Source organism: Epilithonimonas pallida, from assembly GCF_900182975.1.
Taxonomy (GTDB): Bacteria; Bacteroidota; Bacteroidia; order Flavobacteriales; family Weeksellaceae; genus Epilithonimonas; species Epilithonimonas pallida.
In genome coordinates this window covers 531,712-554,064 of record NZ_FXUO01000001.1, presented here as the reverse complement: position 1 = coordinate 554,064, position 22,353 = coordinate 531,712, and the positions used below count along the sequence as shown (strand labels likewise).

Below are 22,353 nucleotides of genomic sequence, written 5' to 3'. Positions count from 1 at the left end.
AAAAAATATGCAGCCCAAAAGACTGCATACAATATTATACTTTAAGATCAGCCTCTAATCCTATCAGATCTTTGTTGGCATCAATAATCGGCTGAACTTCATTGGCAATGAATTCCTCCGTCTGAATTGGTGCGAAACCGATGAAGTTTTTAGGATCAAGAACTTCTTTTAATTTTGATTTATCCAGTTTTAATGAATCGTCATTCAGGATTCTTTCGATAAGGTCGTTTTCTTTACCTTCTACTTTCACCTGCTTAGAAGCTTCCATAGAATGAACCCTGATCACTTCGTGGATTTCCTGACGGTCGCCACCAGCTTTTACCTCTTCCATAATGATGTATTCCGTCGCCATAAACGGCAGTTCTTCCATAATATGCTTGTTGATTCTGTTCGGATACACTACGATTCCGTTCATAATGTTGTTCCAGATCAATAGAATTGCATCAACCGCTAAAAACGCTTGAGGAATTGTTAATCTCTTGTTTGCAGAATCGTCCAAAGTTCTTTCAAACCATTGAGTTGAAGCCACCATTGCAGAACTTGTCGTTAAAGACATTACATATTTTGCCAATGCTCCGATTCTTTCGCTTCTCATCGGGTTACGCTTGTAAGCCATTGCCGATGAACCAATCTGGTTTTTCTCGAATGGTTCTTCAATCTCCTTAAGATTTTGAAGTAAACGTAAATCGTTTGTAAATTTATGTGCTGACTGAGCAATATTTCCTAATAAAGCTACCACTTTAGCATCAATTTTTCTGTCATAAGTTTGTCCGGAAACTCCGAAAACCTTTTCGAAACCGAATCTTTTTGACAATTCTTTATCTAAGTGTTTTACTTTAGAATAATCTCCATTGAAAAGTTCTAAGAAACTTGCTGCAGTTCCTGTTGTTCCTTTTACTCCTCTAAATCTCAATGTTTCTAGGAAGAAATCAAGTTCTTCGATGTCAAGAACCAAGCTCTGTAACCAAAGTGTAGCTCTTTTTCCAACTGTCGTTAATTGAGCCGGCTGGAAGTGTGTGAATCCTAACGTTGGAAGATCTTTATATTGAATCGCAAAATCTGCTAAATTTTTCATCACGTTAACCAACTTTTTCTTTAAAATTAAAAGTCCGTCACGGATCTGAATTAAATCTGTGTTATCTCCTACAAACGCTGAAGTTGCTCCCAAGTGAATAATTCCTTTTGCAGAAGGCGCCACATCACCATAAGCGTGAACGTGAGCCATTACATCATGTCTGAATTTTTTCTCGTATTCAGCCGCTTTTTCGTAATCGATGTTTTCTGCATTGGCTTTCAATTCGGCGATTTGCTCATCTGTAATGTCCAGACCAAGATCTTTTTCAATTTCAGCAAGGGCAATCCAAAGCTTTCTCCAGTTCTGGAACTTATTGTTGTGCGAGAAATTAAACAGCATTTCTTCACTGGAATAGCGCTCTTCCAATGGGTTTTTGTAGGAATTCATTTTTCTTTTTACTTTCTTTTTATTAGATTCACAAATTTAAGAAAATTAACCGATTGTATAAAATCTAATTAAATATTGAATTTTGGTTTAACCAAAGGCTTTTTTTCGAATCCAAAGTTCGGCGGGATATTTGTATTTCCAATTTTAAATCTAATAAAATGGTCTCAAAAATTACATCAGAAATCAAAGTCAGCGTAACGACAGAATATGATAACCATAACAGTTATCCTTCTGAAAATCGTTATGTTTTTCGTTATAATATTGAAATCCAAAACCTTAGTGAAAGACCTGTTAAATTACTTTCCAGAAAGTGGATAATTTATGATTTGGGATTCGGTTTTACCGAGGTTGAAGGTGCTGGTGTGATTGGTCTGACGCCTGTTATCGAAAGTGGTGAAAAATTCAGTTATTTTTCTAATGTGATCGTAAAATCAGGTGTTGGAAGCATGGACGGTTATTATACCTTCGAAGATGCCAGTCAGCAGAGTTTTGAAGTAGATATTCCTAAATTCAATCTTGTTTCTGAAGTTTTGAGTAATTGACCTTTGGATGATCCATGGTGAACAGAAACGAATGTCCAACCTTGCAAAGCGCAGCCCGACTTGAACGGAGCTCTTTTTGTTTTTAATAAAACAAAAAAGCGGGAGTGGAAGGCGGAAAAGCTGCCCAAATCATTCTATAAAATTTTAATTCTCTTGCCGAAAATATCTTTGATTTCATCGGTTCTTGTTATCATCAGCCTTTCAAAACCCAACAGGGAAATCCTTGCACAGACTTCTGCATCGGCATCTGCACGGTGATGATTGAATTTGATCTGATGTTGTTCCGCAAGACTTTTCAGACCATAACTTTTCAAATCTTTCCATGCTTTTTTTGCAACACCAATACTGCATAAATAATTGAGATTTGGCTTGAAAAAACCGTAATGATCAAGACAACCTCGCAATACGCTTACATCGAAAGAAGCATTATGAGCAATCATAAGATTACCATACATCATATTTTCCACTTCATACCAAACATCACCAAAAGTGGGAGAGTGCTGCACATCTTCTGGCATAATACCATGAACTGCAACATTATGATGATTAAAATATGGAAAGGACGGCGGTTTTATAAGCCAGGATTTGGTTTCTTTAATCTGACCATTTTCTACAATGCAAACTCCCAGTTCACAAGCAGAGTTTTTTTCGTGTGTTGCAGTTTCAAAATCAAGAGCTACAAAATCCATCTTATTAATTTTTAGACCCTAAAAAATGTTTAAAGATCAACCATTTTGATTGATAATAAGGATCAATCTGCTTTTTTTGCCTTAGCCGAATTGATCCGGGAAACTGCCAATAGAAGCCAACATGCGACTTGAAAACAGCCCAAAGATGCTCCCATCCATTTTTGTAAGCAAAATATAAACCTGCAATCCCATCTAATGACAATCTGAAAAACAGAATGAAAAATGCTTTTGAGGAAGGTAAGTTTTTGAGCATCATTGTGAGATTATTTCTGAAATTCAGGTAGGTTTTTTGCGGATTCTGTTTGTTAAGTGTTCCGCCACCAACGTGGTAAACCTTGGATTTTCCGGTATAATAGATTTTTTTTCCGTTATTTTTTAATCTCCAACAAAGATCGATCTCTTCCTGATGTGCAAAGAATCTCTCATCGAAACCATTCATATCCCAGTAATCTTTTGATCGAATAAACAATGAACAACCTGATGCCCAGAATATTTCGGTTTCATCGTCATATTGTCCACTGTCCAATTCTATATCATCAAAAATACGTCCTCTGCAATAGGGATAGCATAGATTGTCAATTAACCCGCCACCAGCTCCGGCAAATTCGAATTTGTTTCTTTGATAATAATCCAGGATTTTCGGCTGAATGGCGGCAATGTCCTTATCCTTAGAAAATAAATTAAGAATAGGAGAGATCCAGTTTTCTGTAACCTCTACATCCGAATTCAGAAGGCAATAAATATCCGCATTGATAGATTTCAATCCCTCGTTATAACCTGCTGCAAAACCTGAATTAGTTTTATTCTGAGTAATTTTGACAGCAGGAAAATCAGATTTTAGAAATGAAATAGAATCATCGGTTGACGCATTGTCAATAACAAAAATCTCCGCATCCTGAGAATATTTTACAACAGAAGGCAAGAACTTTTCTAACCAATTTTTTCCATTCCAGTTGAGTATAGCAATTGCGACAGTCATCTATTCGTCATAATTTTTGATTGAATCTTTATATTTCCATCTTCTGTGTGACCAAAGCCAGTTGTCCGGCCTTTTCCTGATCATATTTTCCAGTAGTTTATGAAATTTCTTTACAACTTCGTGCTCTACAAATTTTTCTCCATCGGGATAGATCCTGTGATAATTAACCTGATAAAAGCCTCTTTTTACCTTTTTCATTTCACAGAAGATAAATACCAAATCCATTCTTGTAGATAGTTTATCATATCCTACAAAAGCGGGTGTTTTCTGATTCAGAAAATTAAGTCCATAATTAACATGAGAAATATGAGGCGTTTGATCCGCAACAAACATATATGCGGAATTACCATCATTTGGCGCCCGGAAAATCTGTTTAATCACCTCATTGGCTTCAAGAGATTTATTATTAAATCTATTTCTGATGGTTTTAATTTTTTCTTCCCAGAATTTGCTGTTCATTTTTCTGTAAACCGGATGACAGTCTTTTTGTGGAATAAGAGTGGCTAAGGCATTGAACCATTCCCAGTTAAAAATATGACCTGATAACATGATTATATTTTTTCCTTCCGCCTTCGCCTGATGAAATACATCTTGATTAAGATGCTGCATTCTTACCCGAGATTCCGTTTCTGATATTGTAAAAGCCTTCAACATCTCGGCAAGGTAATCACAAAAATTAGAGAAGAATTTTTTTGAGATATCTTTGATCTCTTTATCTGACTTTTCAGGAAAAGCATTTCTAAGATTCTCCAGAACAACTGCTTTTCGATAACCAATAATATAGTAATTAAGAAAAAACATTATATCTGAAAAGAAATATAATACCTTAAGCGGTAATCTGGAAATTAGTAATAATATGCTGAATAAAAATTGATTCAATGTATAATGAATATTGGCAAATATACTGAAAAATGGCTGGATTTTTGATTAACTTTGATGTTTAATTAAAATCTATTATCGATAATAAATGAGAAAATCTGTTAAGAGTCTGTTATTTTTGGGAGGAGTTTTGTTATTTTCTCTAACTAACGCTCAGACTAAGGAAAATACTTTGACCAAAGAGCAAATAGAAGCGAAGAAAAAAGCTGCAGCCGAAGAAAAAGCCAGATTACCTAAACCTTATCATCCGGAAGCCAACGCTGCACTTGACATTCAGAATGCTGTAGCTAGTGCAAAAAAACAACACAAGAATGTAATAATACAAGCAGGAGGGAATTGGTGCATCTGGTGCCTGAGATTTAATAATTATGTACAACAAACGCCGGAACTTAAGCAAATTGTTGATAATAATTTTATCTACTATCATTTGAACTGGTCGCCGGAAAATAAGAATGAGAAAATCTTTACCGGTTATGGAAATCCTGGCGATAAATTTGGGTATCCTGTTTTTATCATTTTGGATGAAAACGGAAAACAAATCCACACACAGGACAGCTCAGTTTTGGAAGAGGGGAACGGTTACAGCTTAGAAAAAGTAAAAGAATTTTTTAATACTTGGAAGGCTAAGGCATCTTAAGATATTATGTACAAAAAAACCACTTCTCGTTTGAAGTGGTTTTTTATTTATCTTATCTTTTGCTGATTAAGCTTCTTCAGATTTTGCTTCCTCCTTTTTTGCAGGAGCAGCTTCTACTACCGGAGCATCAGAAACGATATCGAACTCGTAGTTGTACTCAACATTTCTGTGAAGTCTAACAAGAGCTGAGAATTTACCAGTTCTCTTGATTGTATTTCCAGGAATTTTGATGTATTTTTTATCAACACTAACACCAGCTTTTTCTAATGCAGCAGCAAGGTCAGCATTGTTGATAGAACCGAATAACTTGTCACCAGCGCCTACTTTTGCAGGAATAGTAATAACAGTTTTCTTCAATTGATCTACAACTGCATTAGCAGCAGCAACCAACTTAGCTTCTTCTTCTTTTCTAGACTCCAAAGTAGCTTCTAATTGAGCTTTATTTTTTGGAGTAGCTAATAATGCAAAACCTTGAGGGATCAAAAAGTTTCTTGCATAACCTGGTTTTACATTTACCGTATCAAACTCAAGTCCTAAGTTTTCTACATCTTTTTTTAGGATAATTTCCATTGTTGTTGTCCGTTTTAGTTTTAGAGCCAAGAACAAAGAGCCAAGAATCAAGATTTTAAAAATCTTTTATCCTTTATCTTTTATCTCTTATCTAAATCGTTAGAATTAAATTATTTATTCAGCAACAAAAGAAGAAAGCAAGCTCTCTTCTTTTATTATTTTGTTCTTATTTCAAAAGATCCGCTACGTAAGGCATCAAAGCAAGGTGTCTTGCTCTTTTGATAGCAGCAGATACTTTTCTTTGATATTTAAGAGAAGTTCCTGTGTATCTTCTTGGTAAGATTTTACCTTGTTCGTTCACGAATTGTAATAAGAAATCAGCATCTTTATAATCTACGTGCTTAATTCCGAATTTTTTGAATCTACAATATTTCTTTTCAGATTTTGTATTGATATCAAGTGGAGTAAGAAATTTTACTTCCGATTCGCCCCCGGCAGAGGCTTGTTTTGCCATATCGTCAATTGCCATTGTTTTAAATTTTTTTAAGGGTTAATGAATTAAGCTTTCGCAGATTTTAGTTTGCTTCTTCTTGTTACTGCATAATCTACAGCGTGCTTGTCAAGTTTAGTCGTTAGGTAACGGATAACTCTCTCATCACGTTTGAAAGCAGTTTCTAAGTCTGCAACTACAGTTCCTTCTCCTTTGAATTCGATTAAGGTATAAAAACCATTCTTTTTCAATTGGATAGGATAAGCCAATTTTTTAAGTCCCCAATTTTCTTTGGCAACGATTTCGCAATTGTTTGAAGTCAATAGATCTTCAAATTTTTTCACTGCTTCCTCCACCTGAGCATCAGATAGAACGGGAGTTAAAATGAAAACAGTTTCGTAATTGTTCATAATGTTAATTAATTTTAATTAAAAATTCGAGTTGCAAAAGTACAACTTTTTTCCGAATTACAATTATTTATAACAAAAAAACCTGCAGAAATTCTGCAGGTTAATTTAACAATATGATTTAGATTTTATTTCTTGATCACTTTTGTTGAAGTTGTAGAACCATCTTCTAACTGAGTTGTAACGACATAAACACCTGCATTGAAGCTGCTGAAGTCAATTTGGGATTTAGTTTCATTCAGATCTTTAGTTAATAATTGTTTACCTGTTACATCAAATACTTTCACAGATTTGATCTTACCTTGAGCTTCGATATTAAAGACGTCTTTAACAGGGTTAGGGTAAGACTTGATATTTGATTTTGTTATATCATTAACAGCCAATACACCAACATTAAGAGTATAATCTTCTGCCTGTCCAAAGCTGGCTCCTGTACAAGGATCAGTAAGCGGGCTGGTTGTTCCAAATTGCTTTTTAACTCTCATTCTTGTATTACCAACTGTTGCTCCAACCGGAACTGTGATATCGTAAGTAAGTTGTTTTGTATCTGTACCTGTTGAATTAACAATAGTTCCTACAGAATAAGTTTCTCCTGAATCTGCAAAATCTCCATCTTGATTCCAGTCAATAAATACAGCAAAATTATTTGTATAATTACCACCCGTATTTCCTTTTATTGTAATAGTATGTGTACTTCCTTGTGTTACGTTACCTACCTGATTCAAGAAGAATTCATGAGCAGTTCCACCCGTTGTACTGGCACTTGTCGTGTTATTAATTCCGGCAAAATTCACCAATGTAATTGGTTCAACAGTGAAAGTAAACGCCAATGGTCCGCAATATGTCAACGTTGAAGTTGTTGTAAATGAATTCACTGTACAACCACTTGCCGAACCAATTGAGTTCTTAGGAATTACTTTCCAATAGTAAGTTGTGTTAAGTGCCAGGTTAGAAGTAACTGTGAAGCTTGTCCCTGAAGTATTACCCACCATTGTTGTTGGATTTGGGTTAGTATCTAGATAAACATCATAAGAATCTGCACCTGAAGATGCCGCCCATGTAAGAGTAGGCGCCACTGCAACTCCTGTTGCTGCGTTTGCCGGTGTACTTAAAGTAGAACAGCCAGGAGCTGTAGTTGCCGGAGGTATACTAACCACTTTAAAATCATCTACAGCAAAACCGAATTGGTCTTCTGAAGTGCATTGTATCGCCACATAAATCTGTTGCCCCGCATAAGCATTCAAATTGTAAGTATACTCGTGCCAAGTAGCGTCAGAAGGTGTTGTTATAACTCCTGAAACTGCTGTGAAGTTTGCAACCGCGGTTCCTGTTGTGGAAACCAGCACTTTAAATTTCTCAGCTCCATAATCTGCATCACAGCTTTTAGCCCAGAAACTTAGTGTAGCTCCTTGCCCTGCTACTAACTGTATTTGAGGAGAGATAAGCCAGTCATTGTTCCACGGTGATGAAGTAGCTGCAAAAGCGACCATCATTTTATCCCCTGTATTGGCAGTCCAATCTGAGGTTTCACTAGGAGTCATTGCCGGAGTTGTGGTAGTTGAGTTAAAAACCTGAAAAGATTTGGCTACCTGAGTATTCGGGAATGTAATTCCCTGAAATCCATAAGTAGTTTTAAGATCAACATCTGTAAGTGTCCAGTTGCCAACATTAGCAATAGCAAAATCTGTGTACGTTTCAAAACTGTCTTCGAAAATTACAGTCTGCGCTTTCAATACGTCTGTTGAAAACAACGCACCTGTTGCAAATAAAGAAAATAGAAATTTTTTCATAAAATTAATTTTTTAAATTCTCTCAAATATAACCAAATAATTTCTAAATTACCAAATTTTTATCCAAAAAAATATCAATTTCAAATAAAAAATCCAAATATATTGAATATGAAAATTATAAAAACCGAATAGGAATTTCGGAAGATTATTGTTTTATTTCTTTTAAAAAGCTCAACTTTAATTCTTCATACAGAGAGTAACGGCTTATTAAAACAGAGAAAATAGAAGATATCATTCCTGCCAACATCAGATGGAATATTAATGAATGCCTGTCCGTCATTTCTAAAACCAAAATCGCAGAAGTAAAAGGCGCGCGGGTAATCCCGGTCAGAAAAGCGACCATTCCTGCAAGTATCAGGACGTTAGTTTCGTTATCGGTGAGATTCATAATGTCTGCAAAAACACTTCCAATAGAAGCTCCTGTTGATAAAGCCGGAGCAAAAATTCCGCCAGCTCCTCCAGAAGTAAAGGCTAAAGCAGGCCCTAACATCCTGAGAATAGGAACATACCAAGCTTCGGTTTTATTATCAGAAAACAGAACACGTTCTATGATATCTTTACCGGAACCCAGAATATCTTTATTAAGAAAAAAAGCTATAGAAGCTACAATTAATCCACAGATGAAAAGAAATATAATATTTGAAGTGTTTGATTTTAATTTTTTCTTGAGACGATTGATTTTCAACATTGCAACAGAAAGCTGACTGCTGAGAATTCCTGCAATTCCGGAAACGACAATAATCGGAAACATAATCCACAAAGTCACACCTTGCGTTTTAGGATAACCTAAATATAAATAAGAGCCCGCCAAAGTCTGTGCAGTAAGCCCGGCAATAATAACAGCTGTAAACAATGCCGTTTTGAAGTAATTGATGTGAGTTTTGGATAATTCTTCAACTGCGAAAACAATTCCTCCCAAAGGCGTATTGAAAGCTGCTGAAAGCCCAGCTGCCGCTCCAGTAAGAATCATATTCTTTTTCGAAATTTTCGGCCACCAATCAGGTAGAAACTCATAGACTTTTCGGAAAACAGAGCCGGCAATCTGTATGGTCGGGCCTTCTCTTCCAACTGCGCCACCAGATGATACCAAAACAAAACTTGAAATGATTTTAACAATCAGAATTCTGAAACTCAACAGTCTTTTGATAAGATGATTATCTTTTGGATTTGCCAGATCTACAGCAGCCATTACTTGCGGGATTCCGCTGCCTTTTGCAAATGGTGCATATTTTTTTACCAGCCACCAAGAAAAAACAAATCCTGTTGGTGCAAGAATAAAAATCATCCAAAGATGCCAATCCAGGATCTTATGAAGCATTTCTTCTCCGAAAGCAAAAACTTGGGCATATAAAACAGCAATCAATCCTGTAATAATAGAGCCAATCCAAAAAGGAACTGCTTGAAGAATATTCTGCTTCAAGCGCTCATTTCTGATATTGTCAAAAGATTTTTTGAGAACTTTCCTTATAAAGAGAAGGATTTTTTTCATACTCAGATTTTCAAGGTTTCCGGATTATGAAGACGGATAATATTAGCTCCTTTTTCTAATAACTCATGATGTAAATCTAATGTTTCTTTTTCAACTTCGTTCGCTTGTTTTCCAAGTGGTTTGTAAATGAATGATTTTTTTGAAATTCCAGCCAAAACAGGCATTTTTCCAAATCCAATATATTCGAATTCATCAATCATTTGGTATTGATCTTCAACTGTTTTTCCAAAGCCAAATCCAGGGTCAAGAATAATATCTTTGATTCCTTTTTGTCTTAAAAATTTTACCTTTTCTGAGAAAAACCGGTTAACAGAAATAATAATATCATCGAACTTAATTTTCTCGTGCATCGATTCATAAGTCGGGTTAATATGCATCAATATATAAGGTAAGCCAGATTTTGCAACTGTATCCAAAAGTTCAGAATCAAATTGTCCTGCAGAAATATCATTTACTATATCAATTCCTTCATTATAACCGAATCTCACAACATCGGAATAAAATGTATCTAATGAAATCAAACTTTCCGGGAATTCTTTTTTGATTAATGAAATAACATTTCCAATCCTTCCGATTTCTTCATCAGCATTCAAAAATTCGGCATTTGGTCGTGTCGATTGTGCGCCGATATCAATAATTGACGCACCGTTTTTTAACAGATTTTCAGCTTGTTGCAAGGCTGATTTTTCATTGTTGAATTTCCCTCCGTCAGAAAAAGAATCCGGAGTTAGATTGAGGATTCCCATCAGTTTTGGCTTTGACAAGTCAATTAATCTGCCGTTACAGTTGACTGAGAAAAACCGGCAATTATCAGTTACAGAAAAGTTCATATTACAAAAATAAAATTTAGTTATGAGTTATAAGATATCTGCTGAGAATTAAAACTGACAACCGTCAATTTTTAACTATAAACTAAATTTGTATCTTTGACCAATTAGACAGATTTATGCACAATACATCCGCCCAGTTTGACGACGTTATCAAGACTTGCAGAGACCTTTTCCAAAAAAAAATGAAAGATTATGGAACTGCCTGGCGTGTTCTTCGTCCCAGTTCTATAACCGACCAAATCTACATCAAAGTAAGCAGAATCAGAACGTTACAAATGACGGATGTGAAAATGGTGGATGAAAGCGAAGAAGACGAATTCATTGCAATCATCAATTATTCTATTATCGGATTGATTCAGCTGGAGAAAGGATTTTCTGATGAGCTGAATGCTAATCCGGAAGAAATCATCAATCTTTACGATTCTTATGCCCAAAAAGCGAAAGAGCTGATGGAACGCAAAAATCACGATTACGGTGAAGCCTGGAGAGATATGAGAATCTCGTCCATCACAGATTTGATTTATCAGAAAGTTTTGAGAACCAAACAGATCGAAGATAATCAAGGGAAAACTTTGGTTTCGGAAGGTTTGGATGCCAACTATTTTGATATGCTGAATTATGCTGTTTTTTGTCTGATTAAATTTAAAAATTAATAAATATGAAAGCAGTTCTACGCTACATTGTTGCACTTATTTTCATTGCTTCCGGTTTTGTAAAAGCGGTCGATTTGAAAGGATTTTCTTTCAAGCTGGAAGAATATTTCTCACCGGTTGTTTTCGATTTGCCATTTTTAGAAAAATATGCTTTGGCATTTTCGATCATCGTTGTTATATTGGAATTGGTTTTAGGATTTATGTTACTGATGAAAATCAAACTTAAACAAACGATTTATGCATTGATTGCGCTTTGTATTTTCTTTGGTTTTCTGACGTTTTATTCCGCTTATTATAATGTAGTAACGGATTGCGGATGTTTTGGTGACGCAATCAAATTCACACCTTGGCAATCGTTCTGGAAAGATATTATACTCCTTGTTTTATTATTAATTTTGGCTGTTCTTTACAGAAAAAGAGAAGAAGATGAAAGGGTAAGATTCGGAAAATTACCATTGTTGGGAGTTTTCGTTTTAGTAATGATTTTCGTTATGTACAGAGGAATTGCTCACGAACCGATGATAGATTTCAGAGCTTATTCTATCGGAACAGATCTGGGCGCAGAGAAAGAAAAAATCGATAAAAATCCTTCGGAATACAAGACTTTTTATTCGCTTAAGAATCTGAAAACCGGTGAAATTAAAAAAGTAAATCAGGATGATTATATCAACAAAGAATATTGGAAAGACACCAACTGGCAAATCGAAGACGGAAAAACGACATCTGAAATCGTGAAAAAAGGTTACGAATCTGAAATTTCGAAATTCAAGGTTGAAGATATTAACGGTAATAATTTCACTAACGAAATATTGAAAGAACCGAGGGCAGTTCTGATTTTTTCATACAAACCGAAATTAGTAGATGCCGATCTTCTCAATAAAACAGAAACCAAAGCTTTGACGGAAAAAGCTAAAGTTTACGGCATAAGTACACAACCTGATTTCTATAAACAAATTCCTAATTATATGATGGATGAAATCGCTATCAAAACGATAGCCAGAAGCAATCCCTTTGTATTAGTTCTGGAAAAAGGAAAAATTGTTGAAAAATTGGGTGCTAAAGATTATTTAAATCAAGATTAAATTATATAATGAGAAAATCAAATAAACCGATTGCTGGTTATCATTTACTTATGATTTTGTCCGCTGTAGACGGCATTATCAAACCCGAAGAAGGGCTTAAAGTTCAGGAATATATGGCTGAAGAATTTCCGTTCCGTCTGAACCTGGATGACGAATTGGAGATCATTGCGCAGCTTACTTCTGACCAATGGCAGGACCATTTCGAATTCCATGCAAAATGCTTCGAGGATGATTCTACAGAAAAAGAAAGAAAAGACTTTATTCAATTTGCAAAATCTCTCATCAAAGCTGATAACAATGTAAGCGATGATGAGCATAGATTCTACATTCTACTTAAAAATCTTTGGAACTTAAATTAAAAATATAATGAGAAAGAACATTGTTGCAGGCAACTGGAAAATGAACAAAACTTATGCTGAAGCCCAGGAACTCATGTTTCAGCTTTTAGAATACAAAAAAAATAACACTACTAATTGCGAGGTTTACATTGCGCCGCCAGCTCTGTATCTTACCACCGCGAAAGAAGTTTTCAAAAATGGGGAAGTTGGCGTATTTGCCCAGGACGTTTCTGAATATGCAAGTGGTGCCTACACTGGCGAAATTTCTGTTGATATGCTAGCTTCTGTTGATGCTGACGGAAGTTTAGTTTCTCACTCAGAAAGAAGAACGTTTCACGGCGAGACAGACAACCATGCGAACAGAAAAGTAAAAGCACTGCTTGACAAAGGTTTGACACCAATCTATTGCAATGGTGAAAAATTAGAAGAACGCAAGGCAGGAAGACATTTCGAGGTGGTGAAGAACCAAACAGAAACAGCCCTTTTCACTTTATCTGCAGAAGAAATCAAAAAAGTAGTGATTGCTTACGAACCAGTTTGGGCCATTGGAACCGGCGAAACCGCTACCGCTGAACAAGCACAGGAAGTTCACGCTTATATCAGAAGTCTGATTGCAGACAAATACGGAAAAGAAGTGGCTGATGAGGTTTCTATTCTTTACGGTGGAAGTGTGAAGCCTGATAACGCCAAAGAAATCTTTTCCCAGCCTGATGTTGACGGAGGTCTGATTGGCGGTGCTGCACTTAAAATTGAAGATTTTTCAAAAATCATTGAAGGATTTAATCCTTAATAGTTTATCTAAATAATAAACCTCATAGCGTAACTATGAGGTTTAATTTTTTTATATTTATTAGAAAATGAAAATAGAACATTTGGGAATTGCTGTTAAATCTTTATCAGATTCGGATAATCTTTTTGCAAGACTTTTGGGTAAATCCAATTATAAACAAGAGTCTGTCGAAAGGGAAGGTGTAACCACTTCATTTTACGAAGTTGGAGAAAGCAAAATCGAACTTTTGGAAGCCACAAATCCGGAAAGCCCGATCGCGAAATTCCTCGATAAAAAAGGAGAAGGGATTCATCATATCGCATTTGGGGTAGAAAACATCCAAACTGAAATCGAAAGATTAAAAAAAGAAGGATTCATTTTCATATCAGAAGAGCCGAAAGAAGGTGCTGATAATAAATTAGTTGTCTTCTTACACCCTAAATCAACGAATGGTGTGCTGATAGAATTGTGTCAAGAAAAATCTTAAAAGGTTTGGCAGATAAAGAAATTTTGTTATTTTTGCACACACAAAATTTAACCAAATTTTGAGGTCCTATAGCTCAGTTGGTTAGAGCACCTGACTCATAATCAGGTGGTCCCTGGTTCGAGCCCAGGTGGGACCACGATAAAACCTTTGAATATGCTGATATTCAAGGGTTTATTTTTTATAGGGGGTTAAACAGGGGGCTGGTTTTTTATAAAGTATTTTTATTATTTATAAGATTGAGTGCTATTTAAAAAAAATATTTATTGGTTTTAAAATAATAATCCCGTACTGGGACCAAGACGAGGGTATCTTCAAAAACTTCTTTAGACAATTTGATTCGTTTGAGCCAAATAACAGGAATTGGCTATTTGGTACACTAAAGATGTAGTTACCTAAATTATTTGCAGTTCGTAAGATCATTACTAGAAGATTTACTACAAAATATTCTTTAGATGTATTAAACAGATTTTGGACGATGAATCACTAATTAAACGTTTCCTATATACTTTCTACCCTTCAAGTTAAATTTTGTCCGTTTCACCTTTTTTTTAATTTGTCCAAAATCATAACATTCTAGATTTGCAGATATAAAAAAAATCTATGGAAAGTAATAGCACAAAATTTTTTAATAATGCATCAATAATTTTTGTTCTTTGTTCAACTCAATTATTAAATGCACAGAAGGTGGATTCAATCAAGACAGTGGATGTCAGTTAAAGTACGTCGCAAATTGTTAGAAAACCGCTAAACCAATTGGCAAGCCTTGGCAGACAAACACTGCCATCTTTAACAATTTTGCATAGTGAACATTTAAAAGCTGTGCAATGAAAATTATAACCATTGAAGAAGAAGCGTGGCAACAGTTGAACAGCCGTATCAATGCCATTGCCGATTACCTGAAAAGACAGGAAGATAAAAGCTATGATGAGTTGTGGCTCAACAACCACGAGGTATGCTAATACCTACGCATCAGTGAGAAAACACTATGGCTTATGCGTACCAAAGGCGAAATAGCTTACTCAAAATTGTATGCTCAACGCCAATGCTGTACAGAGCAGCGATGAATTTGTACAGGAGCTTATGGCGAAAGGCAAAAGCTACATAGAAAAAGGCAGGAAACTTAATACTGCTAAAAAATAGGTATGAACTCTCAAAAAGTATGTTCCTATGAATATTTGGAGAATCTGGAAAAATTGACCACCTGATTCTAGCGAAAGTATCCATCTGATTCTGGTTTACTATAGTCACTTTAAACCAGAATACAATGGTCAGTTTAAGCAGAATTTACAATTTGGGGAATTGGATGTGTCCAAATCTAAGATTCATGTAGCCGATTTCTAAAAAGTTAATTGATGCTTAGGTTATACCACTGTAATTTTCTAAAAGCCATCAATACGCCAAATCCCGCCACACAAAGCCAAAGCCTGCCACTTCTTTTGAGGGGCTTACCTGCTGCTATAATTTTAGGTTTCGAGCAAAATTCTAAATAAAAATTATAGTATGAGTACACATCAAAAAGACCTTTCGTATTTCAGATTACGACTGCAAGAATTACTAAACAACAGCTTCCCCGAAAAGGCGAACGACAAAAAATTTATCGAGCAACGTTCCTCGTGGGCTGCCAATGCCTATGAGGGTGCTTTCAGTTCGGGCAACCGTATTGAACAATGCAATGAAATAGCCGATCACATTCTATTTGAGGGCTTGTACTTTTCCCGTTTTGATACAGTTTTTCAGGTGGTATGCAACGAGTTTGATACCATAATGGCAGATGAGGAACTGCGACTGTTCGCCCTTAAAATGTTCCCTGTCTGTGAGCCTGTTTTCGCAAGATATGAGCTAACCGATGATTTCGCTTATGAAACTGAGTTTGACCTGCTCTACACCGAGCTTACAGGAACCATGGCAATATGGATACAGGAAAATGGGCTTCAGTAAACGCCAACATCTCCAACTCAACATTGATGCCCTGCGAATTGCTTTTAAACTGGAAAAGGAGAAACGACAAGCCACCGTAGGCGAAAGACTGCTAATGATGCGATACAGCGGATTTGGCGGTCTTAAATTCGTTCTGAACCCCGTTGAGAACGCAATAGACATCAACAATTGGAGAAAGACGGAACACGACCTTTTCCCACTTACGCAGGAACTCCACCAGCTACTCAAAGAAAATTCCGCAGACGATAAGCAGTATAAAAATTATGTGGAAAGTATGCGAAGCTCTGTCCTTACGGCATTCTATACACCGCCACAGGTTATAGATGCCATTTCCGCAGCTTTGCGTGAAAGCGGTTTGCATATTGAGAAATTCCTCGAACCGTCCGCAGGTATCGGTTCATTCATACAATCCTTTTCAGAACATCAAAAAGCAAACGTTACCGCTTATGAAAAGGACTTGCTCACAGGCAAGATTTTAAAGCAACTTTATACCGAAAGCAATATCCGTGTAAGCGGTTTCGAGGAAATCCCGGAAAAAGAACAAAACAGCTACGACGTAATTGCCAGTAATATTCCATTCGGCGATACTTCCGTTTTTGACCTTTCCTATTCCCGAAGTAAGGACAATGCAAAAGTCCAGGCTGCCCGAAGCATACACAATTACTTTTTCCTGAAAGGTACTGATATGCTACGTGAGGGCGGCTTGCTAGCGTACATCGCTTCACAGGGCATCCTCAACAGCCCGAAGAATGAACCCATACGCAGGGCGTTGATGCAAGGTAATGATTTGGTTTCGGTTGTCCGCCTGCCCAATAACCTGTTTACAGAGTACGCAGGTACAGAAGTGGGCAGTGATTTGATTATCCTGCAAAAGAATACGGCAAAACAAAATCTGACCGACAGGGAAGATCTGTTTTGCCAAAGCAGGCAAACGGAACACAATACGCCGGGCAATGCACTCTTTCAGGACAGCACAAGGATTGTGCATACCGATAGCAAATTAGACACCGACCCATACGGGCAACCTGCCTTAATCTATACCCATAAAAACGGTGTTGATGGTATTGCCAATGACCTCAAACAAATGCTTTCCGAAGATTTTGGAAAGCAACTGAATTTGAGCTTATACCGAGGCGAACGGCATAATGAGCCTTTGATACAAATTCCGGCTGAACCAAAGGTTACGCCTCCGGTTATCGAACCTCTCATCATCCAACGGGAAATACAATCTTTATCGGTTCCTGTAACGAGTGGTGAAAGTCCGCAGGAACAGAAACAGTTGAGCATTTTCGACCTGTTTGAGCAAGTGGACGAACCCGTATCGGTTCTTGCTACGCCGAAAAGAGCTACAACAACGAAAAGGCAAGCCACAACCAAAGGAAGAGCCGCAATAGGTCGCCAGCCCGACCTGTTCAGTAGTGCAATGCAGCAGCCTTATATGCCTCCTGTTACCAATAGGGCGACCAATGGAAATATGTCATCCAATCGCATAGAACAGGAAGTTATCGGCGACCTGTTTTCACAAATAAACGGCAATGGCCAATCTCATAAGACAGCCATTGCAAATACCAATATTAATACCATTCCCTAAGTTGCTCCATATACAGGCGAACTGCAATCGTTCCACCGTAACGATTGCCTTGTACAGGATAAGGGTTGGGTCGGGCATCTGCAAGATGTAGATACGGCAGACGGTAAAGCTGTTTTCCATCCCTTGCAATTATCCTCCTTACAGAAAGCAAGAGCCGAAGCCTACATCGAAGTGAGGGATATTTACCACCAGCTTTACACCAAAGAGGCACAGCACCAGACCGAATACAAGGGAGAAAGGGAAAACCTTAACCGCTTATACGATGCCTTTGTCAAAAGGTACGGAAATCTCAATAGCGCCGATAACATCAAGCTCATTAAAACGGACAGCGCCGGTAAGGAAATCCCTTATTTGGAACGTGTCGTTGGTGGCGTGGTACACAAAGCGGATATATTCAGCCGTCCTGTAAGTTTCTCCACCTTAACAATAGCAACGGACAATCCCGAAGAAGCGTTAGCGGCTTCGCTGAACAAATATGGAAGCGTGGATTTGGAATATATGTCCGAAATCAGCGGTATGACGGACGATGCTTTGAAAGAAGCATTGCACGGTCGTATTTACTACAATCCTCTGCAAAAGGAATATGAAATATCCGAACGCTGGATTGCAGGGAACGTAGTAGAGAAAGCCCTAGAGGTCAAAGCGTATCTCGAACGCAATCCCGATGATGCCGAAGCCAAAACAAGCCTTACCGTTCTGGAAGAAGCCCGACCAAGACGAATTGAGTTTGAGGAACTCGATTTTAACCTCGGCGAACGCTGGATACCCACTGGCATTTATGCCCGTTTTGCTTCACATCTTTTTGATACGGATGTACTCGTTCATTACTCTGAAAGCTCTGATGACTTTTCAGTAAAGTGTGACCGGAAGAATTTGCTTATATGGGAAAAATACGCTGTCAAAGCTGAAAGCAGAACGTTTGACGGGATTGCCCTACTCAAACACGCTCTTGTCAATACCACACCTGATATTACCAAGAAAATTACGGTTGGCGACCAAGAGGTCAAGGTGCGGGATATGGAAGCCATACAAATGGCGAACACCAAGATTGACGAAATCCGTACCGCTTTTACCGATTGGCTACACGCCCAAAACGATGAGTTTAAAAACAGGCTGACCAACCAATACAACGATACGTTTAACTGCTTCGTTCGACCGAACTATGACGGAAGCCATCAGGACTTTCCGGGCTTAGACCGTAAGGCATTGGGGATTGAAGACCTGTATTCGAGCCAAAAGGACACCGTTTGGATGATAAAGCTGAACAACGGTGCTATCTGCGACCACGAAGTAGGTGCAGGAAAAACCCTTGTGATGTGTACCGCAGCACAGGAAATTAAACGTTTGGGATTGGCACATAAACCGATGATTATCGGGCTGAAAAGCAATGTTCACGAAATTGCCGAAGCCTACCGCACTGCCTATCCACACGCTAAAATACTGTTTCCGGGCAAAGAAGATTTTACGCCCCAAAAACGCCTGCGGATTTTCGGAGATATTAAAAACAACGAGTGGGATTGTGTAATCCTCACACACGACCAATTCGGTATGATACCGCAGTCGCCCGAAATACAAAAGGAAATTCTCGAAATAGAATTGGACAGCGTAGAGCGTAACCTCGATGCACTGCAATCGCAAGGCAAGGAAGTTACCAGAGGTATGCTTGCCGGAGTAATCAAGCGGAAAGAAAACCTCGAAGTGAAGCTCAAAACCCTGCAACACGATATTGAAAACCGCAAGGATGATGTAGTTGATTTTAAGATGATGGGCATTGACCATTTGTTCGTAGATGAAAGTCATCAATTCAAAAACCTAATGTTCAATACACGGCATACAAGGGTTGCCGGATTGGGCAATGTGGTCGGTAGCCAAAAGGCTTTGAACCTGCTCTTTGCAATCCGAACCATTCAGGAACGGACAAATGCGGATATGGGAGCAACCTTTCTTTCGGGTACAACTATCAGCAACTCATTAACCGAACTGTACCTGCTGTTCAAATACCTGCGGCCAAGAGCATTGGAAAAACAGGGCATTCATTCTTTTGATGCGTGGGCTGCTATTTATGCAAGGAAAACGACCGATTATGAATTTTCGGTAGCCAACAGTATTGTAGCCAAAGAGCGTTTCCGATACTTTATCAAAGTACCGGAGCTTGCGCAATTCTACTCCGAAATCACGGATTACCGAACGGCAAAAGATATAGGTATTGACCGCCCCAATAAGAATGAGATTTTGTATAATATTCCGCCTACTCCAGACCAATCTGCGTTCATTCAAAAATTGATGGATTTTGCAAAAACGGGAAATGCCGAGTTGCTCGGAAGACCACCGTTGTCGCAAAGCGAAGAAAAGGCGAAGATGCTCATCGCTACGGATTACGCCCGCAAAATGTCACTCGATATGCGGATGATAAATGGAAAATATGAAGACCATCCCGATAGCAAGGCTTCGCATTGTGCGGCAACTATTGCCAAGTATTATAACCAATACCACGCACAGAAAGGAACGCAGTTCGTTTTCTCTGATTTGGGAACCTATAAGCCGGGCGAATGGAACGTGTACTCGGAAATCAAACGCAAGCTCGTGGAAGACCACGGCATCCCTGCGCACGAAGTAAGATTTATACAGCAGGCGAAAAATGATAAGCAACGCAAGGAATTTATCAAAGAGATGAACGAGGGCAAAATTCGTGTGCTGTTCGGCTCTACAAGTATGCTCGGAACAGGAGTAAACGCACAAAAAAGAGCCGTAGCGGTTCATCATTTAGATACGCCGTGGCGACCAAGCGACCTTGCCCAACGTGACGGTCGAGCAATCCGCAAAGGCAATGAGATTGCGAAGTTCTTTGCCAACAACAAAGTAGATGTAATCATCTATGCCGTTGAAAAATCTTTGGATAGCTACAAGTTCAACCTGCTGTACAATAAGCAGCTTTTCATCGACCAGTTAAAGACCAACAACCTGACCAAAAGAACGATTGATGAGGGAAGTATGGACGAAAAATCGGGAATGAACTTTTCGGAATACGTAGCAATCCTGTCAGGAAATACAGACCTGTTGGATAAAGCCAAACTGGAAAAACAGATTGCCGGACTGGAAAGTGAAAAGCAGGCGTTCAACCGTTCTAAATCCAGTGCCAAATTTAAGGTACAGGATTATACGGAAATGTTGCAAAGCACTCAATCCCGTTTGAGCCGTATGAATACCGACTGGGAAAACTTACAGCAACGCCTGCAAAAGCGTTCGGATGGTACAATCGAAAACCCTGTGCTGTTGGATGGCTTGCCACCCAATGCAAATCCGAAACAAATCGGTGCGAAACTGAACGAGATTGCGAACAAAGCCCGCACGGCAGGCGACTATCGTGAAATAGGCAACCTCTACGGGTTTCAATTATTGGTTAAAACAGAACTTCCAAAGGATAATTCAACACTCGAAAGGGTCAATAGATTTTTTATAACTGGCGAGGGCAATATCAAGTACACCTACAATAACGGTCTGATGGCAAAAGACCCCGAAACCGCCGCAATGAATTTTTTAAGGGCTTTGGAAAAACTGCCGGGCTTTGTGAAGCAGGAGCAGGAGAAAATCGCTGAAATACAAAAAGACCTGCCGATACTTCAGGAAGTGGTTAACGGTACTTGGGCTAAGGAAAGTCGATTGAGTGAGCTTAAAACGGAACTGGCTGCCGTAGAAAGAAAGATACAGCTATCTATTACGCCGGAAACCAAACAAGATGCTTCGGAGCAGGCAGAAAAGCAGAATGAAGCCCCAAAGGTGCAGGAAAGCATTATACGAACAAAAGGCGTTCATTCACCTCGTGGCGTATTATAATAGTCGTTACTTTTCGTCCTTTTCGTCCATTTTTTTTATTAGGGCTTAACACAGGCTGTCAAGGAATTTGGTTCGGTTTATCTTACGGGCTTTCAGTTCCATAAACGTATGGTAAAAATCGCCCAATTCAATATTAAAGGCATCTTCAAATGCTTTAGCAATCAATTTTATATCTGTATTCCCATTGTTAAATACACCGTGGGAGTACAGTGCATATATGAGTTCAGTCAGTGCCGTTTTACTTGCCGTCCATTTCAATGAATTGTCCGAACCCCTTTTCACATTGATGTTATTGAGCCTGTCTTCCAAATAAACTTGTATCAGGTCATTGGCAATAATCTTGGCAACCTTATAATCGTGTGAAGTAGAAAAACGATGGTCTGCTTCAAAATAAAATGTGTCTAACCACAGCCTTATATCGTGCATGCCACGCACAAAGAATTTTTCGTCAAAGAAAGAATTATTGCTGCGGTAATACTTGTAAAAATCAAGGTTGTTTTCAAAGAACCTTTTTAGCTTTTTCAGTTCTTTGGTAAAATATTTCTTGGTACGCTTGTTCCCGTAGGGTCTTCTTGTTTCGATTTTATAGATGGCATTGTAGTAGATGAGCTTTGAAACAATAACAGGTTTCTGATACTTGAAAAAATGGATTTCTTCTTCCATATTCTTAAAGTCATTTTTCAGTACAAAGTCCTTTAAGTCGGCAAGGCTTTGTATGATATGGTGTATAACGGCTTCAATTCTTTTTATGGGGCAGTCGGTTTCAATCTCCAGTTCCTGGATTGCAGTTTCCAATTTAAGATATGTTTCATTGTAAAATTTATCCATTCGCTTCATTTTGATGTAATATATTATTGGTTAATACAGAAAAGCTAACACTGTTCGTATTAGCTTATGATGCAATTACTGCTTAAAAAAATTCAACCTCTACCGTATTGATGATGGAACGATAGATAG

The 22,353-nt window shown here is 38.0% G+C and carries 20 protein-coding genes, 1 tRNA gene and 1 pseudogene; 11 read left to right on the top strand and 11 right to left on the bottom strand.

What is annotated here, in order from left to right:
• Positions 1-34: 34 nt before the first annotated feature.
• The gene (gene purB / locus QOL71_RS02415; protein WP_283415376.1) at positions 35-1,462 is read right to left on the bottom strand and encodes an adenylosuccinate lyase; all 1,428 of its coding nucleotides are present in this window, start codon (positions 1,460-1,462) and stop codon (positions 35-37) included.
• Positions 1,463-1,620: 158 nt separating this feature from the next.
• On the opposite strand from purB, the gene apaG reads away from it, so the two are divergent.
• Positions 1,621-2,004, top strand: a complete 384-nt coding sequence (apaG, locus tag QOL71_RS02410; protein ID WP_283415375.1) for a Co2+/Mg2+ efflux protein ApaG — start codon at positions 1,621-1,623, stop codon at positions 2,002-2,004.
• Positions 2,005-2,138: 134 nt separating this feature from the next.
• Here the strand turns inward: apaG and QOL71_RS02405 are convergent, their stop codons facing one another.
• The 3 genes from QOL71_RS02405 to QOL71_RS02395 are packed head-to-tail and all read right to left on the bottom strand — an operon-like array spanning position 2,139 to position 4,551.
• Positions 2,139-2,693, bottom strand: a complete 555-nt coding sequence (locus QOL71_RS02405) for a 3'-5' exonuclease (protein ID WP_283415374.1) — start codon at positions 2,691-2,693, stop codon at positions 2,139-2,141.
• A 4-nt stretch (positions 2,694-2,697) separates the two neighbouring features.
• On the bottom strand, positions 2,698-3,672 hold the full coding sequence (locus tag QOL71_RS02400) for a glycosyltransferase family 2 protein (RefSeq protein ID WP_283415373.1): 975 nt from the start codon (positions 3,670-3,672) through the stop codon (positions 2,698-2,700).
• Positions 3,673-4,551, bottom strand: a complete 879-nt coding sequence (locus QOL71_RS02395) for a lysophospholipid acyltransferase family protein (RefSeq protein ID WP_283415372.1) — start codon at positions 4,549-4,551, stop codon at positions 3,673-3,675.
• 88 nt (positions 4,552-4,639) lie between these two features.
• Here QOL71_RS02395 and QOL71_RS02390 point away from each other — a divergent pair, with 88 nt between their 5' ends.
• On the top strand, positions 4,640-5,188 hold the full coding sequence (locus QOL71_RS02390; protein ID WP_283415371.1) for a thioredoxin family protein: 549 nt from the start codon (positions 4,640-4,642) through the stop codon (positions 5,186-5,188).
• Between the two features lie 66 nt (positions 5,189-5,254).
• Here the strand turns inward: QOL71_RS02390 and rplI are convergent, their stop codons facing one another.
• From rplI to folP, 6 genes are all read right to left on the bottom strand, one after another.
• Entirely contained in the window at positions 5,255-5,758 is a 504-nt protein-coding gene (gene rplI, locus QOL71_RS02385) for a 50S ribosomal protein L9 (RefSeq protein ID WP_283415370.1), read from the bottom strand.
• A 166-nt stretch (positions 5,759-5,924) separates the two neighbouring features.
• Positions 5,925-6,227: a 30S ribosomal protein S18 gene (rpsR, locus tag QOL71_RS02380; protein ID WP_027382072.1), complete on the bottom strand. Its 303-nt coding sequence runs from the start codon at positions 6,225-6,227 to the stop codon at positions 5,925-5,927.
• Positions 6,228-6,256: 29 nt separating this feature from the next.
• Entirely contained in the window at positions 6,257-6,598 is a 342-nt protein-coding gene (gene rpsF / locus QOL71_RS02375) for a 30S ribosomal protein S6 (RefSeq protein ID WP_027382073.1), read from the bottom strand.
• 125 nt (positions 6,599-6,723) lie between these two features.
• On the bottom strand, positions 6,724-8,385 hold the full coding sequence (locus QOL71_RS02370) for a T9SS type A sorting domain-containing protein (RefSeq protein WP_283415369.1): 1,662 nt from the start codon (positions 8,383-8,385) through the stop codon (positions 6,724-6,726).
• Between the two features lie 145 nt (positions 8,386-8,530).
• Positions 8,531-9,874 carry a chloride channel protein gene (locus QOL71_RS02365; RefSeq protein ID WP_283415368.1) on the bottom strand — a complete coding sequence of 448 codons (1,344 nt, stop codon included), beginning with the start codon at positions 9,872-9,874 and terminating at the stop codon, positions 8,531-8,533.
• A gap of 2 nt (positions 9,875-9,876) precedes the next feature.
• Positions 9,877-10,704: a dihydropteroate synthase gene (folP, locus tag QOL71_RS02360; RefSeq protein WP_283415367.1), complete on the bottom strand. Its 828-nt coding sequence runs from the start codon at positions 10,702-10,704 to the stop codon at positions 9,877-9,879.
• A 116-nt stretch (positions 10,705-10,820) separates the two neighbouring features.
• On the opposite strand from folP, the gene QOL71_RS02355 reads away from it, so the two are divergent.
• From QOL71_RS02355 to QOL71_RS02315, 9 genes and pseudogenes are all read left to right on the top strand, one after another.
• Complete coding sequence (locus tag QOL71_RS02355; protein WP_283415366.1) at positions 10,821-11,357, top strand: DUF1599 domain-containing protein; 537 nt, start codon at positions 10,821-10,823, stop codon at positions 11,355-11,357.
• 5 nt (positions 11,358-11,362) lie between these two features.
• Complete coding sequence (locus QOL71_RS02350; RefSeq protein ID WP_283415365.1) at positions 11,363-12,439, top strand: BT_3928 family protein; 1,077 nt, start codon at positions 11,363-11,365, stop codon at positions 12,437-12,439.
• Positions 12,440-12,447: 8 nt separating this feature from the next.
• On the top strand, positions 12,448-12,798 hold the full coding sequence (locus QOL71_RS02345; protein WP_283415364.1) for a tellurite resistance TerB family protein: 351 nt from the start codon (positions 12,448-12,450) through the stop codon (positions 12,796-12,798).
• Between the two features lie 7 nt (positions 12,799-12,805).
• Complete coding sequence (gene tpiA / locus QOL71_RS02340; protein ID WP_283415363.1) at positions 12,806-13,567, top strand: triose-phosphate isomerase; 762 nt, start codon at positions 12,806-12,808, stop codon at positions 13,565-13,567.
• Positions 13,568-13,634: 67 nt separating this feature from the next.
• Complete coding sequence (gene mce / locus QOL71_RS02335; protein WP_283415362.1) at positions 13,635-14,033, top strand: methylmalonyl-CoA epimerase; 399 nt, start codon at positions 13,635-13,637, stop codon at positions 14,031-14,033.
• Positions 14,034-14,095: 62 nt separating this feature from the next.
• A tRNA-Ile gene (locus QOL71_RS02330) sits at positions 14,096-14,169 on the top strand.
• Between the two features lie 688 nt (positions 14,170-14,857).
• Positions 14,858-14,992, top strand: a complete 135-nt coding sequence (locus QOL71_RS17695; RefSeq protein ID WP_283415361.1) for a hypothetical protein — start codon at positions 14,858-14,860, stop codon at positions 14,990-14,992.
• Positions 14,993-15,533: 541 nt separating this feature from the next.
• Positions 15,534-15,971 (top strand): DUF1896 domain-containing protein, encoded by a 438-nt coding sequence (locus QOL71_RS02320; protein WP_283415360.1) that lies wholly within the window; start codon positions 15,534-15,536, stop codon positions 15,969-15,971.
• Positions 15,958-21,396 (top strand): annotated as a pseudogene (locus QOL71_RS02315) (N-6 DNA methylase). The gene QOL71_RS02320 and the pseudogene QOL71_RS02315 overlap by 14 nt, the downstream one beginning before the upstream one ends.
• 45 nt (positions 21,397-21,441) lie before the next feature.
• Here the strand turns inward: QOL71_RS02315 and QOL71_RS02310 are convergent.
• Positions 21,442-22,224: an RteC domain-containing protein gene (locus tag QOL71_RS02310; RefSeq protein WP_283415359.1), complete on the bottom strand. Its 783-nt coding sequence runs from the start codon at positions 22,222-22,224 to the stop codon at positions 21,442-21,444.
• Between the last annotated feature and the right edge of the window lie 129 nt (positions 22,225-22,353).